Raw genomic sequence first — 17,390 nt, 5'->3', positions numbered from 1 at the left:
ATGTGTGAGGCCAGGTAAGTGGATTTTGATCGAAGCATGTGCTCAAATAGGTTTGAGCGCAACTTTTTTTTTAGGAACTCGTATGACATTAAGACTCATAACCTAACGGACTCAGGCTTAGATCATCCTCTTGGTTACGAGAGAGTTAATATCACGTGACTCATTAAAGAGACGTTAACGGAGAAAATTATTCCATATTTTTTACTCCAGCCAGCAAACCGGGCCATTCGCAGAGGTTTGCCAGGCGATTTTCTCGACCAAATCAAGAATGCAGACGGCCGGTATTTCGGCCCAGCCGCTGGATTCGCCCTGAGTGTAGGCCCCTTCGACGGCCTGTCGACGAACACGACGCGTGATCGCGAGCGCCAGGTATCGCCCATCACGGGTAATCTGCACCGGGCGCGCGCGATTTACCTCGGAATAGCGGTTGCCGGCGACTGAGAGCAAGCGCTCGATGGAGCCATCCGCCGCACGGTGCCAGAGATCGCTGCTGCTCTCGGCGAAGAACAAATCCTGCCCATCGGGCGACCAGACGGGGTTCACGCCGCGGTCGCGCAGGCGGATGAAGGTGGCGTCGCGGCGGACCAGCATGATGCCCCCGCCACCGAGGACCAGCTCGTCCGGGTTGTTGGGGTTAAAGCTGCCGCCGCGCCCCTCGGGCAGGCCTTTGGGCCCAAGGCGATACAACCGCCGGCCGGAGAAATCGACGACCTGGTAGCCCTCCGCCCCATGAAAAAGGACCCGCTTCGCGCCGGGGTGAAGGTCCAGCGGGTAAAAGCAGTCGCGGGGCAAATTCACCAGCAGGGACTGTTTTTTGGCGACATCGAACCACGCCAGCTGGTGTTGGATCACGACCGTGCCGTCGGCCTTGCTCGGCATCTCGGTGGCAACGAGGGCCGCCAGGGCATCCCGGTCCGGCAAAAACCGGCACAGCCACAGCGCCCACTTATTCAGACCCAAGCCAAAGAGCCTGTCGTCGCCACTGCCATCGGCGCGGATTTGGCGCAGCTCGCTGGCGTCGCGGCGATCGCCCCACTGGGCGCAGTGGTAGCGGTAAATGAGCTCGCGGGTCGGGTCGTAGGCCACGGGGCAGTCGATCGGGCTGCATGGGCCGAGGTCGCCGGGGTTGTTGAAATCCGTGTCCGAGGCGCGCCATCGGCGGTCTTTTTTCCAGACCAAGTGTCGCCCGGTGGCCTGCGGTGGAACGTTCTTCCATCCGGGGGCCAGAGTCAGAGGTAGAGATCCCGCCTGCATGCGCCCAACTTGGTGGCCCAGCGGCGCGCTGGCAAGGCCGGGCTCGACATTTCCGCCACGACCCATTGTGATACACCCCAACAACGCCGCTACGTGAGTAAAATTAAAACCGCCACGGTCCGCCGAAGCATTGCGCTGCTGATGCTGGCCCTGCTGATCCTCTCCCTCGCCGTCTGGTTCGGGACGCGGGAGCGCATGCCGGACAAGGTCACCATTGCCGGCGGTATTCGCGGGGGCTCCTTTAACCAGTTGACTCAGATGATCGCTGAAGAGCTCCGCGCTGCGACCGGGGCCGAGGTGGAGGTCATTTACACCGACGGCTCCATCGCCAACCGCGAGCTGCTCGCCAGCGGTAAGGTCGACTTGGCCATGGTCTCGGCGGACACCTTGCTCACCGCGCAGATGGCGGTCGTGGCACCGGTTTACGATGAATTCGTCCATGTCATTGTCCGCCACGACCTCGAATGTCCGCCGCATCACCGACCTAAACGGCAAACACATCATCTACGGGCCGCCGGGCTCCGCCGACCACGCGCATGCGGAGGTCATCTTCGAGCACTACGGGATCACGCCCTCGCCGGAGTCCACCCAGTGGGGCGAGACATACGAGATGCCGCTCCTGCCCGAAGTCGAGGCCGCCATCGAGATCACCAGCATGAGCAGCCCCGGCCTGCGGCAAATGTTGAACAGCGGCGGCTATCGCCTGCTGCCCATTGACGACGCCCGCGCCATCGCCTTCGACCACAACTTTTACACGGTTAACGAAATCCCGCGCGGCATTTACTCCGGCATGCGGGGCATTCCGCCGGTGCCAGTGGAAACCCTCTCCAGCACCGCGCGGCTCGCCGTCCTCCGCAGCGCGCCCAAGCCCCTGATCGACGCCACGCTGGATGTCGTCTTTGGCGAGCGCCTGCAGCGGGAGTTCCCCGGATTACTCAGCCAAACCGAGGCCGAGGAACGCCTTGCGCCCAACTGGCACCCGGCCAGCCACAATTACCTGCAGCCCTACGCCGGCATCGACACCGTGGCCAGCTTCCTCGAGTCCCTTTCCGCCGCTAAGGAGCTGATCGTGGCATTTATCGCCTTGTTCTGGCTCGGCTGGCAGCGCTACCGCCAGCTCCGCGAAGAAGAGCGCAAAGAAAGCCTGCAAATTCAAAAGGAGCGCCTGGATATTTTCGTCAACCGCACGCTCGAGCTGGATAAAGAGCTCAACGACACCACCTGCACCGAGGAGCTCCGCGCCCTGCATCGCAAAACCACCGAGCTCCAGCACCTCGCGCTAACGGAGCTGACTGGCGACGACCTCATCGGCGACCGCATGTTTTCCATCTTCCTGGAGCAGAGCAACAGCCTATGCCGCAAGATCGAAAACCGCCTGCTCTCCCGACGCCTCCTCGCCCTGCACCCGGACAACCAGTCGGCCACGGAAGACCTGGCGTAAAGCAAGAGGCGCCCTCCCGACCAAAGGAGGACGCCCCGCGGGGAGGTATGTAGTAGCCAAAGTTTATTGCGCCTTCTTCGACCTGGCGCTACGGCGACGCCAAACGAAGACACCCAGTCCCGCAAAGCCTGCCATCGCAATGTAGGTTGTCGGCTCGGGCACCACGGCCGCGCCCACGTTTAAGGTGACGGTGTCACTGGGGAGCGTCCATTGGTAAGTGCCCGGGGTCAGGCCAAGGCTGGTCATATTCTGCCCACTATAAGTGGAAGAGAATGCCAGTGCGCTGCCGCCATATCCCGTCGGCACTAAGAAGTAGTTTTGGCCCCCAGAATTGAGCACCCCTAAGGAATCCCCCGTCTGCGAGCTAGCGGCAGTGCCAAGGCTCGAGCCAAACGCCACCAACGGACCATTGATGAAATAGAAATCCATGGTCCCGGTAGTAGAGACAAAGATACCTTGTGCAGGTACGAGGATACTCGCATAGCCGCCGGTGATGTCTTTGGTCAGGCCCGTCGTATCCAGTGTCCCCGAGCCCGTGAAGACTACGTCACCGCCAACTTCCGCGGCGTTAATAACGACCGCCGCATCCGCGATAGATACCGTCGCCTGCAAACCGACCAAAACAAATATCCGGAGGAGAACGCCCTGGGCAAAGCCCGAGTAGCGGTGATGATGAGCAGCATTAAACATGCTCCCAGCTTACCCGATAAGGCAATGTAGAGGTATCCCACTTTTGGAGGGGGCTGATTGGCCTAGGGGCTACAGGCCGGCCACCGGCACCGTGACATTGGGCAGCAGCACCCGTTGCCGACGGGAGGCGTCTATCTGCGTGATCCGCAGGGCCCACATCGTAGCGGCCAGTCGGTTGGGGCAGCCGGATTTGAGGAAAGTCTGCTTGAGGTAATCTTTAACCGTCGACGACTGAATCCCGAGTATCAACCCGATCTCGTCGTTTGTTTTACCATCGGCTACGAGTGCCAGCACATCGGCCTCCCGGGGGCTAAGCCCCGCACGGCAAAGGGCGGCCGGGTTGGCCTCGCTGGCCGATTGGCGATCCCGCGCCCGGGCGAGGTTGCGCGCACTGCCGAGGATGGATTGCGCCATTTGCAGCAGATCACGCTCGTCGTCCGAGTAGTCCGGCCCACGGTGACGCTCGATGCCGAAAAAGGCGACTTCGCTATCGGTCCCACTCACGTGCACCGCACAATGGTCATCAATGCCCAGCGGCTGGTAAACCTCCGCGTAGATGTCCGTGTCCCGAAACTGCCGACGGGAAAAATAATCACTGCGCGTAAAGGGCTGCCCATCATTAATGCTTGGGTCCCAGCTGTAGAGCTCATACTGGGTCATCAACTGGCCGAAGTTTTCCATGGCTCCAGCAAATCCCGGCACATCGCGACTCGCACCAATCTCCAGGTTGCCATTGACCAAATCCAGCGAGCCAAACGCCACAAACTCGCAGGGTGCCAACTGCTCGATGAATGCATAGGCGCGCTCCGGATAATTGGCCAAGCCGAGGTCCGGCTTCAGCAGTGCTTCCGAAGCTCGGCAGAATTGGGAGACTTGTTCGTGCGTGAGGGAAATGGCGAATCAGGGGGTGGGTAAACTACTTATATTGATAATTCTGTCGCACCCAGGGTCAACCCCGTAGTCCGCCACTCTCCCTAGCCTGCCGCCATTCGGCTTAATTTCCAGATACACCCCCCGACAATCACCCAATCTTTAGACTTTAATCACGCGCCAACGCCTGACATTGTCTCCGCTTTTCCCATGAGTCAGATGATGGACAGCGCCGCACTCCGCCAGTCGTTCCTCGATTTCTTCAAATCGAAGGAGCACCAGATCGTGCCCTCGGCATCGCTTATGCCGAGCAGCCCGAACCTGCAGTTCACCAATGCGGGCATGAACCAGTTCGTGCCCTACTTCCTGGGCGAACAAGCGGCCCCCTGGCCACGCGCGGCCGACACCCAGAAGTGCATCCGCGCCGGTGGTAAGCACAACGACCTGGAGGACGTCGGCTTCGACACCTACCACCACACCTTCTTTGAGATGCTTGGCAACTGGTCGTTTAACGACTACTTCAAGGCCGAAGCCATCGCCTGGGCCTGGGAGCTGCTGACCGACGTCTGGGGCCTGCCCAAGGAGCGCCTTTACGCGACCGTTTACCAGCCCGGCGAGGGCGATCCGGCCGAGTTCGACCAGGAAGCCTACGACCACTGGGCCGCCATTTTCGAAAAGGAAGGCCTCGATCCCAAGGTCCACATCCTCAACGGCAACAAGAAGGACAACTTCTGGATGATGGGCGACACCGGCCCCTGCGGCCCCTGCTCGGAGCTCCACATCGACCTGACGCCCGCCGGCGACACGCAGGGCAAGCTCGTCAACGCCGACAGCCCCTACTGCATCGAGATCTGGAACCTCGTCTTCATCCAGTTCAACGCCGAGGCCGACGGTTCCTTTAAGACGCTGAAGCAGCGCCACGTCGACACCGGCATGGGCTTTGAGCGCGTGGCCGGGATCATCGCCACGACCAAGAATTTTACGGACTACTCGCAGCCGCCGAGCAACTACAACAGCGACCTGTTCCTGGACATCTTTAAGCACATCTCCAACATGAGCGGCCGCAGCTACGGCTACACCATGCCGGAGAACCGTGACGACCTGTCCGGCGAGGAGATGAACGACGTCATCTTCCGCGTGCTCGCCGACCACATCCGCACGCTCAGCTTCTCGATCGCCGATGGCATTCTGCCCGGCAACGCCGACCGCAACTACACACTGCGCCGCATCCTGCGCCGCGCGGTGATGTTTGGACGCCGTCTGGACCTCAAGCCCGGCTTCTTCACCAAGCTCGTCGACCCGCTCGTCGACAAGATGGGCCCCTTCTTCCCCGAACTGGAGAAACGCCGCGACGTCATTCGCGAGGTCATCGCCGGTGAGGAAAAATCCTTCGACCGCACCATCGACCGCGGCCTCCAGCTCTTTGACCGCATCAACGACCGCGCCCTGGTCCGCGATCTCGAACACTTCGAGGGCATCATTGCCGACATCCAAAAAGAAGCCGGGGAAGACGGTGATGTGGACGCCATTTACGCCGAACGCTACGGCCACAGCGACCTTGCCGAGATCAAGCGCCTCTACGAAGGCCCGTCCAACGGCGTCATCTACGGCACCGAGGCGTTCGAGCTTTACGACACCTACGGTTTCCCGCTCGACCTGACCGAGCTACTCGCCCGCGAGCGTAACCTCGTGATCGACCTTGTCGGCTTCGAGGCCGAGATGGAAAAGCAGCGCGATCGCGCGCGCAAGGCCCAGGTCAAGACCATCGTCAGCGTCGTCGACCAGGACGAAAAGCTCCACAGCACGCAGTTTGCCGGCTTTGACCTGAATGACCTGACCGGCTTCACCACCGAGCTGGTCGGCACCTTCAGCGGCGACGACTCAGACTTCCTCGTCACCGCGCAGAGCCCGTTCTACGCCGAGATGGGCGGTCAAAAGGGCGACACCGGCACCATTACCTTTGCCGATGGCACCAAGGTCGCCGTGACCGACACCATCACCGACGGCGTTGGCCACCACCTACATCAAGTCGCCAAGGGCAATTATGAGGAGAAGGTCGGCAGCCACGTCACCATGGATGTGGACGTTGCCCGCCGCCGCAAGATTCAGCGCCACCACAGCGCCACGCACATGCTCAACTGGGCCCTGCGCGAAACGCTGGGCGACCATGTGCAGCAGGCGGGCTCGCTTGTCGCGCCCGACCACCTGCGCTTCGACTTCCGCCACCACGCCGCAATCACGCCGGACGAGCTCGCCCAGATCGAGCGCATGGTCAATGAGCAGATCATCGCCAACGCCGGCGTCAACTGGTTCGAGGTGCCCTTCTCCGACAAGCCCGACGACGTCGTCGCGGTCTTCGGCGAGAAGTATGGCTCCGTGGTCCGCGTGGTCGACATCGGCGGCTACTCCAAGGAACTTTGCGGCGGTGCCCACGTGCGCGCCACCGGTGAGTTGGGCCTGTTCAAGATCAAGCACGAGTCGGCCATCGCCGCTGGCACGCGCCGCATTGAGGCCGTCTGCGGTGAGTCCGCCTTCGAGCTGGCCACGCAGAACTTTGCCGAGCTCCACCACATGGCCAACAAGCTTTCCTGCAAACCGGCCGAGATCGAGGAGCGCCTCGAAAAACTGCTCAACCAGAACAAGGATCTGGAGAAGCAGCTCCGCGCCATGGAGCAGAAACAGGCCGCAGCCCAAGGCGGCAACCTGATCGACACCGCCGTGGAAAAGGACGGCCTGAAGTGGCTCGCTGGCAAGGTCTCCGTAGCAAACCCGAACGACATGCGCGGCCTCGGCGTGGACCTCCAGAAAAAGCTCGGCCCGAGCGTAGTGATCCTTGGCGGCGTCTTCGGCCCCAAGGTGACGGTGCTCGCGCTCTGCTCCCCCGAAGCCATCGCAGCCGGCCACAAGGCGGGTGACATCATCCGCGACCTGACAGCCAAGCTTGGCGGCAAAGGCGGCGGCAAGCCCGACTTCGCCATGGGCGGCGGCTCCGACGCCTCAGCCCTCGACGGCGCGCTGAAGGAAGTGGTGGCGTAAAGCAACCTGATGGAAATCTTCCGCATCAAAGACAACACCCGCTGCTACTTGGGTGTGGAAGAATATCCATCTGAATCGCCTAGAGGATTAGCGTACCTGCGAATCAAATTACACGGCGAATTTTGGGGATTTGAAGAGAACGAAACCGGTCACGTCGAACAATACCTAATACGAAAGGCCTGGGAGTTCGATTGGATCATTGCCGACCTCTGCGGCCTGAAAATTTATACTGATAATGGCCCAGTCTTGATTCGTGCTCTAACAAAACACCTTAACAACAAGGGAGGTGACGCCGCAGTATGCTCCCCCGTGAGCCCTCATATTCGGCAAGTCTTGAATATCGCACAGCATGAATATTTTGAAACCGAGGCCGACGCTGTCGCCCATTTCGAAGAACAGGCATTTAAAAAATAGCGCTGCTGGAGCCCGCTAAGCATTTGCCTTAACCCATGCCCATTTCTTTCTCGCGACTAAGCATCCGTTGCTGGCATAATCGCGCACAACCAGTTTAACGCGCAATGAAAGCATACGGTTACTTCTGCTTAGTCCTGGGTTTGTGCATCACCCTGATCGCCCTGCTTCCGGCGATCTCGACGATGGGTCAGGTGGCGGCGCTCTTTATCCTTTGCGCGTTAGCGTCGGTGCCCGCCGTCGTCACTTACTCTACCCTGGGCCTAAACGGGGATGAGGACATCAACTACCAAGAAAGTAAACGTCGGCGAGCGCTACTCAATGCCGGGCACCCGGGAATCTTTCGGCCAGTTCTCGCGCTCGTCATCGTCTATGCCGGCTTGGCGATCGCCTTGGGGGACATCCGGCTATTTGTGCTGTTCGGAGCCTGTTGCTGCCTGCTCTCCGGCTATTGGGGCATCTATATCTTCCCAAGGGCTAAGAAGCTGCTTCCCCCGTTTAATGAACAGCCCTAAATTCGGGTAAGCCAAGTCCACTTCGGAGAATAACATTGCGTCGGCTGCCCGTTCTTCCGAGGCCTGAGCTTGTCGAAAGCCCGATCTTCCTGTTTTATACTCACACAAACATGCTCAATTCCGCAGAAAAGAAACACCTCCGTGGCGTCGCCCAACGACTGGCTGCCGGCGTCCATGTCGGCAAGCAGGGCCTGACCGACACCCTTATCGCCGAGCTGGATCAACTGCTCAAGCGCGACGAGCTGGTGAAGGTGAAGTTCGTCCTCGACCGCGAGGGCATCAAGACCGCCATCGCGGATATCGAGCAACGCACGGACAGCGAGTGCGTGGGCAGTGTCGGCAAGACCGCGGCATTTTACCGGCCCAAGGCCGACTAAGCCTGCATTCGGCGGCGAATCATCGCGCCGGCCAAAGCAAGCGCGCCAGCGATGATCGCGTAATCGCTCGGTTCCGGCACCTGCATGGTGAAGGCACCAACGATGTAGCTATCGATCACATCACCATATTCGCTGCCATCATAGGGAAGCCCGCCCGTATACTGGGAGTAGGAGAATCGCAGCACCTCATCCGTTTCGTCATAGTGAAAGCTGCCACTGGTGATCCTCGGGCCGGAAGAGGGAGAACCGCTGCCATCATATAATGCCGGATCCAGTGGATCGATAAAGTGAAGCATCGCACTCTCGGACTCCTGAGCGATGCCGTCGTTGTTGGCGTCATTCCAATCGATGCCTGTCGCGAAAAGCTCATGGCCGCCACCACCTTGCGCATCCGTGTATTGAATGGAAAACATCGTTGCCGCGCCATTCATGATAGCGTCTAGAAAGTAGCTAGCCAACGGCACCCCATCGGTAATGTAGCTGGGTTTCGTAAATGGTGAGTCTACCCAGATATCAGATGGCAACACGCCGCTCAATTGCACACCAGTGAAGCCATTGTCCTGGCGAATATACTTATCTATCGCTTGCGGAAGATAATCAAGGTCGGTGCCGTCACTCGCCGAAGTGTTTAAATAATTAGGGCCAGCCACCGTTAGCGCGGCGTTGGTCCAATCCGTGTAACTACTTCCCGTCAGCGAAGTCCCCAAATAACCGGGTGCCACGCTTTGCAGGTAGGTCATGGCGTTTGTCGCTGAAGTGGGCACGCAGGCCTCGTCTCCAATAACCGGCAAGCTATGCTGATCGAGCCAACCCGCACCCGATGTATTCAGCGAATAAGAGTAGACCACACCGTGCAACGGTGCCACCACAACCAACAGCGGCAATGCGCTGATTAATTTACCCAATAATACGTGGTTAGATTTAGACAGTAGTTTCATCATCGTCGTTATCGTTGAATATTAACTCGATGGCTCAGGTAGCACCATGGTGGTTGCACGAATTGACTAGCAATTACGCATGTTAGCGAGATTAAATGAAAGGAGTAAAGCTTCCACATTTGAAGGGAGCTTATTTTAAGCTAGTGATTAGTGCCTAAAGTTAAGCAAAGGGAGTTTAAATTTTTCCTTGCAATGCCTATTGAAAACGCTTTGCTGGGACGTTTTCCAATTTATCACCATGAGCGAAGAAGCAAAAAAGCAAAGCCGCACGCCGCTGGATTTCGATTTCAATGATGTCGAACAACTTTCCCGTTATGTCACTGACACGGGTAAGATTCTTCCACGTCGTATTACTGGACTCACCGCCCTTCAGCAGCGCCGCGTCACCAAGGCCATCAAGCGCGCGCGCAACATGCTTCTGATGAAGTAAGCGTGTCGGCCTAGAAAACCCGAAACCCTCGAAAAGCGCCATATGGCGCTTTTTTTATGGACGCAGCCCTCCCAGCATTCATCTCCGGCAGCGAGGCCGGGATCCAGCAAGCGGCCCAGCTACTACAGTCCGGCCATTGCGTCGCCGTACCTACCGAAACCGTATATGGCCTGGCGGGAGATGCCATGAATGAGGCTGCCGTTCGCCAAATTTTCGCCATTAAGAGCCGGCCATTCATTGATCCGCTGATCGTGCACCTCCACGATTTCGACCAGCTGCACGACCTGACACAGCTCAATGAGTCTCAACTGACCGCCGCCCGACGCCTAGATGAAGCGTTCTGGCCTGGTCCATTGACTTTGGTATTGCCCAAGCATGAGCGCGTACACGACTTGGTCACCGCCAATCGCGACAGCGTAGCCATCCGCCGCCCGGCGCACCCCATCATGCGCAAGCTCTTGGAGGCCAGTAAATTATACCTCGCCGCGCCAAGCGCAAATCCCTTTGGCTACATCAGCCCGACCACCGCTCAACACGTTCGTGATTCACTGAATGAACGCTGCCCGCATATTCTCGATGGTGGCCCTTGCGAAAGTGGCCTAGAATCAACCATTGTCGATTTACGCGAACCAGAAAGACCCATCCTACTCCGCCCAGGACCGATCGGCAAAGAGATGATTGAATCCGTGCTCGGCGTTGAAGTATCGCTCCCTGCCCCAACCAGCGATAGCAGCCTGGCCCCTGGCATGTTGGAGCGGCACTACAGCCCGACGACGCGTCTACTGCTTCATCCCGCCGGCCAATTGCCGAGCGTGAGTGAGGTAGAAGCTCGTATTTACCTTAAGCGCCCGCCATTTTCCGACGGTAAGCATGACTACTGGCTAAGTGAATCCGGCGAACTGCCTGAAGTTGCCAAAAATCTCTTTAGCCTATTGCGCACCTTGGATGCACTCGAAGGTATTCAGGCGATTCATTGCGAGCAGCCTCCGCCCGGCCCCGGAATCGCTAACGCGATCCGGGATCGACTAGGCCGCGCCAGCAAACGCTAAGCCCCGCCGCAGAATTAACTGCGGGGAAGCGCTTGCCCGTCCTCAGATCGCGCCTTGCTGGTTCGCTTGATCGGCACGTCCAACGAATCACCGTCTTCATCATGGCCATAATAGCCAGCATACGACTTGTCGTAATAATTGGCGTAATAGTAAGAGGCCACGTTGACACTGATCTGGTTAAGGATCGCGCCAAAGACTGGAGTGTTGGACTCAATGATGCGGCGCAGGTTCGACTTGGCAGTCTTGCGCTTAACCGCATTAAACTTGATGACGTAAATGATGCCGTCAGCGAATGGCAGAACCGTAAGCACGTCACTGACCACCGCGATCGGCGGCGTATCGATGAAGATACGGTCATAACGCTCACTCAAAGTGGCAAGCAGGGCCTCGAAGTCCGGGCTGTTAAGAATCTGCGTGGGATTCTTTGCCTTGGTGCCGGCAGGTAATACGTCAAGGTTGGGATAAAGCTCCGTGATGATCGCGTCATCCAGTGAGCACTCACCGGCAAAATATTTCACGACGCCATCCGTGCGATCCTCAAGATTCATCGACTTGGCCACATTCGGCATGCGCAAGTCACCATCCAAAATCAGCGTGCGCTCACCATGGATCGCAAATGTGATGGCCAAGTTCGTCGACACAAAGGACTTACCTTCGGACGGTGAAGTCGAAGTGGTTAGAATAATCTTCGCCTTCTTACTGGCCTCATTCAACTTCAGCGCTGAGTGAATAGCCCGGAATGCCTCAGTGACCCGACGCTCAGCATTGGAGGCCACGGCTTGTGCTTTTTCCGGAGAGTTTAGGCGCTTGATGCGAGGAATAATGCCAATCAACGGCAGTCCAACGGCGTTCTCAATGTCGTAGGCGCTCTTAATCCGGTCGTCCAGGATTGCGATGAGGAACACGAGGCTAGCACCGCAGACGATGCCCCCGAAAACCCCGATCACCAGATTGAGAAAGATTTTGGGCTTGGCCGGCTTACTGGAGGGTGCAGCCTTATCGATAATGCGGGCATTAGCAGTAACCAAAGCCACTTGCGCCATTTCGGTTTGGTAGCGGGCCATCATCGCTTGGTAAAGCGAGTTATTAACTTCGAGCTCATCAGTCATCGAGTTGTATTTCACAGCGATTTCGCCAAGATCCATCATATCCAGCTCTTTTTCCGCCAAGCGATTGCTAGCTGTTTCAAATTGCTTCTTGGCCTGTTCATAAGAAATGCGCGTTTTCTCAATCGCCGAGGCCACAGCCTTATCCAATTCCTTCGTGGTCTCTTCCACAGCGCGCACAGCCTCTATCATGCTAGGGTGCTTATCGCGGTAACGCTTCTTCAATGAGGCAACCGTGATGTTCTGTTGTGATTGCTGGGAAAGGAGTTCCGATATTCTCGGCATGTCAGAAATAAAAGGAATGTCCCATAATGGTCTGCCAGATTCCTGATACTCTTGAACCAATGTCCAATGACGCTCAGCCATTGAAAGCATTCGCTGATCTTCGATCACTGCAGCTTTGAGAGAAAGCAACTCCTGGGCTTCAAACCCAGCATTTTCCTCAGGAGAAAATCCTAGCCGTTTAAACCTTTTACGATACTCATTGATCTCCTCACGTATCTCCTCGACTTTTTGTCGTTGATGCTCTGCCCGATTGCGCAAATCTTCCACCGCACGCATCGAGGTTTCAATGTTAAGTTTAACATTATAATTTATGTATTCATCCGCAAAGTAATTAGCTACCTTCGCAGCCATGGATGCATCCGGGTGCATGTATGAGACTGCAACAATCCACGTCATGCGTAACGGACTTATAGACAAGTTTTTTGCTAGAACCTCTTCTAGTGATAGCGGTCCCGAAAGGCTAAACTGGTCCTTGTAAGGTGCCATGAAGATCGCACGATCTTCATCCTTAATGCGATCTGCTACCGCACTAATTAGCGAGCCACTCTGCAAAATGCTAACTTGAGTCTGAAAGTCTTCAATCCCACGAATTGAGTTATCCAAGACATCCATGTCATCTTGAAGAATCTTTGGATCATCGCGCAACACTTGGATAGTGGCGGTCGACACATATTCCTCTGTTACGTTGAACGTATAGAGCAACGTAGCGGTAAAAATAATAAAAAACGTGACAACAAGATACCAGATACGCTCACGCAGAATAACCAGATAATCTTTGATCGAACGCGAAGGACCTTGTTCATTACCGCCGTAGCCACCGTAATTATAGCCATAACCATAATAGTAGCCACCGCCGTAGTTTCCATAGGAACCATACCCCTGATAACCGCCGTAACTTCCGGCAGACTCATTTGAAACGTTACGCTTATCGTCGTCGCTCATATTCAAAAGTAGTGAGTGATAAATTAGTTAACTGATAAACGCTAACTAGATGATGCGCTCTGGCACATAAATAGAATCGCCATCCATAATAATGATATCTTTGGCGTCTGGATCTTCCAGAATCTCATCGAACTCCAGTTCATAAACGGTCTTCTTACCGTTAGATTCTGTCCTTGTAACGCGAATGGTGTCACTGGCTAGACGTGTAGTGCTACCTGCGGCACTAATGACCTGTGAAAGCGTCATTGTTTCTTCAGGTGGAATAATGACCGGACCGGGTCGGTTCACTTGTCCATGCACATAAGCTCGGCGCTCGGTGTAGGATATGAGAAGAAGAGTCACCTGAGGATTCACCAAATAATCTCGATTGTACAAATCAGTGATCAATCGAGTTGCATTGGTAATGGTCATACCGCCCACCTGCACTTCTCCGACCAAGGGTAATATCACTGTGCCTTCCTGACTAACACGAACCTGCTGCTCTAACTCCGGCTCTTTGTAAACCGTCATCTGGACGATATCCAACGGCTGCAACGTGTAATTCGAACCAATGAGCCCGCGGTTCTTCGCTTCAGCAGTGTTTTGTGCCTGAGCAAAGGTCGCGAAAAAGCATGTTATAGCCAAAAAACAAAGACAGGTAAAACGGTTCATGGTGAAAACTGGTTTGGTAAAAAGAGGAAAGGAAGGCACTTCAATAGACCTTCCTTTCCCGGAATTGTTCAAATGAACTTTGAGAATGCCTCCCTTAATAGCGGAAGGTCGCCTGTAAATTCACCGTATGAGAATTAAAGCTAGCACCCGTATTGTCTGAGCCTATGATCGGGTTGAAGTTACCATCAGAGTTGTTGTTGATGTAATAGTAACCTGCGCTCAGCTGCCAATATGCATTGGGTGTATAATTGATGGAGAAGTCAGCAGTGGTGGTGAGATCTTCACGACCATTGGAATTTTGATACTCCGAGTTTTCCATTCCGAATTCTGCGACTGCAGAAATGTAGCTGTTGAATTGATAGATCGCACCGATGTCACCGCCGAGGTCCGTGGTGGTTTGACCCTCTGCACCGACGCCAAACTCATTGTAAAGCGAGGCGTAACCAAGTAGTTTCGGAGTGATTTCGTATTCGACATCACCAATGATGCTGAACTGACCGCGGGTGTCCTGAGAGATCGCCGTGTTGGTAACCCGATTGATGCGATCACGATTGGGATCGCGGAGCTGGTAACCAACGTTAAGCCCAACATTCAGCTTGGGCATAACCTCACCCTTGACTGCAACGTTGAAGAAATAATCATTGTAATCAGCAGGGATAGTGGTCGGCGTGCTGCTCGGATCGGTGTAGCGATAACGGAAACTAGGACCAACGCTGAGCTTCGGTGTGACACGCCAGAAGAAAGTGATCGGAGCTTGATAGTAATCAACGTCCGAGTAGCGGTTACCAAAATTCTGATTGTTGGTATAGTCCCTACGAGTCCAGTTAAAGCCTCCACTCAACCATGCCTTCGGAGAGATGTCGTAGTCAGCATCGATGTAGGCATTGTAGTTGTTAGTTTCAACCAGATCTGCTTGAAAAACGCCGCCGGAAGTGGTTGGCGTGTTCTGCTGTGACTGGACGAAGGAGAAGCCAGCAGAGGTGCTCAGGTTGCCCCAGTCGTAAACGCCATCGACGTAGAGGTTCGCCAGTTCCGTATTCAGTTGGCTGCTATACTTCGAGTAGAACAAGAAGTCCTCACGGAAATAGATGGTAACGTTGGCATTACTGTTACGGCCAATCTGGATTTCCAAACCCGGCGATACGTAGAAGACGAAAGCAGATTCCTTAGGGCGATTGATAGTGACACCGGCGGGAGCCAAGGCTGTGGGAGGGGTCGTGCCCTCGATACCGTCAGCGTAGAAAAGGTTGGATCGCCATTGAACATTGGTGCTACCGTTGAAGAAAATGTCAACGGAGTCGCCGATCGATACGAGAGGGGCAGCATTAAGAGCTGCGCCGGCACCGAGAATCGAAGCAGCAATTAGAGATTTTTGGGTAAAGGATTTCATATTTATATCTGTGTAGCTGGATGATTTCCGAAGATAGGTTTACTTCGTCTGGTAAAGGCGTTGATTGCTACTGTGGGCAAAAGAATTATAAAAATCAAGCCCAAGAACGGCCTAGAATCTAAAAATTCCAAATTTTTCCCCATCAACTCTTTCCAAATGTGACAATCACGTTAACGCCCGCTCTACGTAAGGGGAAAACAATCACATGCAGTTAAGTGAATACTTATTCCCGGCTTCCATTTTAGATTGACCCCAGTGGTCGGCGTGTAAATTTCAAACCCATGAAAAAGGCCTCCCCATCGTCTCAAAACCAGCAAAGAAGCGTTTTGCTTGGCTTCGCGGTCCGGAAGCGGGGGCCCAGTGGCCGTTGGCATATTCATTTTCGCTGGGGGCGCATACTTGGCGTCTTTGCGGGCTTGGCCATCGTGGGCTATATTGGCTTAGCGACCGCGTTGTTTGTGTTCTTTAAGAAAGTGCAAAAATTCGAAGACGTGCAATACGCGGACATGTTTACCATCTGGCTTCACATGGATGAACACCGCGCCAAAGTCGGCGACTACCAGATTGAAATGGCCAAGGAGATGCTCGAAGAGGGCAATTACCGTGATGCCTTTAAATTCCTGCGCGAGGGCGTGCAGCGATCCCCCACCAACCTCGAGGGTCGCCTCCTGGTTAGCGAATACTTCCTCTACATCCCCAATCTGCGCGATATCGACCGCGCGCTCGACCTCTTACGTGAAGGCGTGCCCTACGCCCATGATAACCCGGCTTACCTCAAGCGCTACGTTCAGCTACTGATCAGCCAGCAGGAGGACGAGGAAGTCATTAGCCTTTCCGAGGAGATTCTCGCCGACACCAACAACGAAGACGTGACCACACTGCTCTCCACTGCAGCAGCTACCGCTCACCTCTATCGGGGCAATTTTGATGAGGCCGAAGACTTCGTGAAAGAGTATGAGCTGGAAACCGGCTTGGAAGGCCTGCTGCTCTCCGCAAAGATTTCCTGGGAACGCGGTGCCCAGCGCACTGCCATCGACAAGCTGGAAAACAGCATCGGCAAATACAAGACCAACGAGCCACTCTACGCGCAGCTTAGCCAGTATTATCGCGACCTGGAGGAGTATGAAAAAGCCCGCCAGTATGCCGTTTTGCGCAACATCGATGCCCCGTTGGCCGTCTCGCCCCGCGTCGACCTGCTTTACACGCTCAGCCTGACCGACCAGGATGAACGCGCCCAAGCCGAGGCCGACGCCATCCTGCGCCAATTCCGCAACGATGAGAAGGCCATGCTCAAATTGGCCAATTACGCCACCGACGAAGGCCAAATCGACCTCGCCCGCCGCATCTACGAGCAAGCGCTCGAAAATGACTTCCCCATCGCGCCCTTCGCACTCCTGCTGATCGAGTCTCACATCACTGCGGGTGATTTCGAAGGTGCCATCAGCTTTAGCGAAGAGCTCGCCAAGGAGCGCCCAGACTGGCTGGAAAGCAACCTGCCAATTTTCAACAGCCTTCGCTCCGTGGCTTACTACGGCGTCGGCAACATGAACCTGGCTGAAATCTATGTCGACCAGTTCTTGCAGGAGCCCAACCTGCGCGCCGAATCGCTCATGGCGGTTTCCCGCCGCTTCTCCCAGCTGGGAGGCGATGAATTTTCCCGTCGCGTGCTCAAGCAGGCCTACGAGAACAATCCCAAGAACCAAGCTGCGCTGTCCAACCTGATCGAAATCGAGATCAAAACCGGCAACGCCGCCGAACTCGGGAACTACCTTAAAAAGCTGCTCCAAATGCGCCGCCCGTCGGCCGACATTCTCCAGCAGGCCTACGAAAAGCTGGGTAGCGACCGCTTCATCTTCACGCCAGACCGGGAAAATCTCCTCATCGAGCTCAACGGCGTGCTCAATCCGACCGAGCAGGCTGGCTAGCTTCAGGCACTAAGTGCGCAAAGCCCACACAGGGCGGCCATGTGAGCACAGCCCTGCCCCAAACAGGCTCAGCAAGCGAC

15 protein-coding genes are annotated in these 17,390 nt (G+C 55.9%); 8 read left to right on the top strand and 7 right to left on the bottom strand.

Features of this window, described 5'->3' with window-relative positions; translation table 11 throughout:
* Positions 1-201: 201 nt before the first annotated feature.
* Positions 202-1,695 carry a TolB-like translocation protein gene (locus O3S85_RS08670; protein ID WP_269539647.1) on the bottom strand — a complete coding sequence of 498 codons (1,494 nt, stop codon included), beginning with the start codon at positions 1,693-1,695 and terminating at the stop codon, positions 202-204.
* Here O3S85_RS08670 and O3S85_RS08665 point away from each other — a divergent pair.
* Entirely contained in the window at positions 1,694-2,695 is a 1,002-nt protein-coding gene (locus O3S85_RS08665; RefSeq protein ID WP_269539645.1) for a TAXI family TRAP transporter solute-binding subunit, read from the top strand. The genes O3S85_RS08670 and O3S85_RS08665 overlap by 2 nt on opposite strands.
* 63 nt (positions 2,696-2,758) lie before the next feature.
* On the opposite strand, the gene O3S85_RS08660 is transcribed toward O3S85_RS08665, so the two are convergent.
* Together O3S85_RS08660 and O3S85_RS08655 are read right to left on the bottom strand one after the other, a co-directional pair.
* Positions 2,759-3,385, bottom strand: a complete 627-nt coding sequence (locus O3S85_RS08660; protein WP_269539643.1) for a PEP-CTERM sorting domain-containing protein — start codon at positions 3,383-3,385, stop codon at positions 2,759-2,761.
* A 69-nt stretch (positions 3,386-3,454) separates the two neighbouring features.
* Positions 3,455-4,207 (bottom strand): helix-turn-helix transcriptional regulator, encoded by a 753-nt coding sequence (locus tag O3S85_RS08655; protein ID WP_269539642.1) that lies wholly within the window; start codon positions 4,205-4,207, stop codon positions 3,455-3,457.
* A 267-nt stretch (positions 4,208-4,474) separates the two neighbouring features.
* Here O3S85_RS08655 and alaS point away from each other — a divergent pair, with 267 nt between their 5' ends.
* From alaS to O3S85_RS08635, 4 genes are all read left to right on the top strand, one after another.
* Complete coding sequence (gene alaS / locus O3S85_RS08650; RefSeq protein WP_343218944.1) at positions 4,475-7,291, top strand: alanine--tRNA ligase; 2,817 nt, start codon at positions 4,475-4,477, stop codon at positions 7,289-7,291.
* 9 nt (positions 7,292-7,300) lie between these two features.
* Positions 7,301-7,705 carry a hypothetical protein gene (locus O3S85_RS08645; protein WP_269539638.1) on the top strand — a complete coding sequence of 135 codons (405 nt, stop codon included), beginning with the start codon at positions 7,301-7,303 and terminating at the stop codon, positions 7,703-7,705.
* 104 nt (positions 7,706-7,809) lie between these two features.
* Entirely contained in the window at positions 7,810-8,217 is a 408-nt protein-coding gene (locus tag O3S85_RS08640; RefSeq protein ID WP_269539636.1) for a hypothetical protein, read from the top strand.
* A 110-nt stretch (positions 8,218-8,327) separates the two neighbouring features.
* The gene (locus tag O3S85_RS08635) at positions 8,328-8,594 is read left to right on the top strand and encodes a YhbY family RNA-binding protein (protein ID WP_269539635.1); all 267 of its coding nucleotides are present in this window, start codon (positions 8,328-8,330) and stop codon (positions 8,592-8,594) included.
* Here the strand turns inward: O3S85_RS08635 and O3S85_RS08630 are convergent.
* Positions 8,591-9,535 (bottom strand): hypothetical protein, encoded by a 945-nt coding sequence (locus O3S85_RS08630; RefSeq protein WP_269539633.1) that lies wholly within the window; start codon positions 9,533-9,535, stop codon positions 8,591-8,593. The genes O3S85_RS08635 and O3S85_RS08630 overlap by 4 nt on opposite strands.
* A gap of 235 nt (positions 9,536-9,770) precedes the next feature.
* Here O3S85_RS08630 and rpsR point away from each other — a divergent pair, with 235 nt between their 5' ends.
* Positions 9,771-9,962, top strand: a complete 192-nt coding sequence (gene rpsR / locus O3S85_RS08625) for a 30S ribosomal protein S18 (protein ID WP_309397377.1) — start codon at positions 9,771-9,773, stop codon at positions 9,960-9,962.
* A gap of 56 nt (positions 9,963-10,018) precedes the next feature.
* Positions 10,019-11,011: an L-threonylcarbamoyladenylate synthase gene (locus tag O3S85_RS08620; protein WP_269539631.1), complete on the top strand. Its 993-nt coding sequence runs from the start codon at positions 10,019-10,021 to the stop codon at positions 11,009-11,011.
* 14 nt (positions 11,012-11,025) lie between these two features.
* Here the strand turns inward: O3S85_RS08620 and O3S85_RS08615 are convergent, their stop codons facing one another.
* From O3S85_RS08615 to O3S85_RS08605, 3 genes are all read right to left on the bottom strand, one after another.
* Positions 11,026-13,344: a GumC family protein gene (locus O3S85_RS08615; protein ID WP_269539630.1), complete on the bottom strand. Its 2,319-nt coding sequence runs from the start codon at positions 13,342-13,344 to the stop codon at positions 11,026-11,028.
* Between the two features lie 45 nt (positions 13,345-13,389).
* Positions 13,390-13,995, bottom strand: a complete 606-nt coding sequence (locus tag O3S85_RS08610; protein ID WP_269539629.1) for a polysaccharide biosynthesis/export family protein — start codon at positions 13,993-13,995, stop codon at positions 13,390-13,392.
* 94 nt (positions 13,996-14,089) lie between these two features.
* Positions 14,090-15,385, bottom strand: coding sequence for a porin family protein (locus O3S85_RS08605; protein WP_269539627.1), 1,296 nt, complete (start codon positions 15,383-15,385; stop codon positions 14,090-14,092).
* Between the two features lie 281 nt (positions 15,386-15,666).
* Here O3S85_RS08605 and O3S85_RS08600 point away from each other — a divergent pair, with 281 nt between their 5' ends.
* Positions 15,667-17,310, top strand: a complete 1,644-nt coding sequence (locus O3S85_RS08600) for a tetratricopeptide repeat protein (RefSeq protein ID WP_269539625.1) — start codon at positions 15,667-15,669, stop codon at positions 17,308-17,310.
* The last annotated feature ends 80 nt before the right edge of the window (positions 17,311-17,390 follow it).

The organism is Cerasicoccus sp. TK19100 (assembly GCF_027257155.1).
Taxonomy (GTDB): Bacteria; Verrucomicrobiota; Verrucomicrobiia; order Opitutales; family Cerasicoccaceae; genus Cerasicoccus; species Cerasicoccus fimbriatus.
The sequence above is the reverse complement of the archived record's forward strand: the minus strand, read 5'-3'. Positions and strand labels throughout refer to the sequence as shown.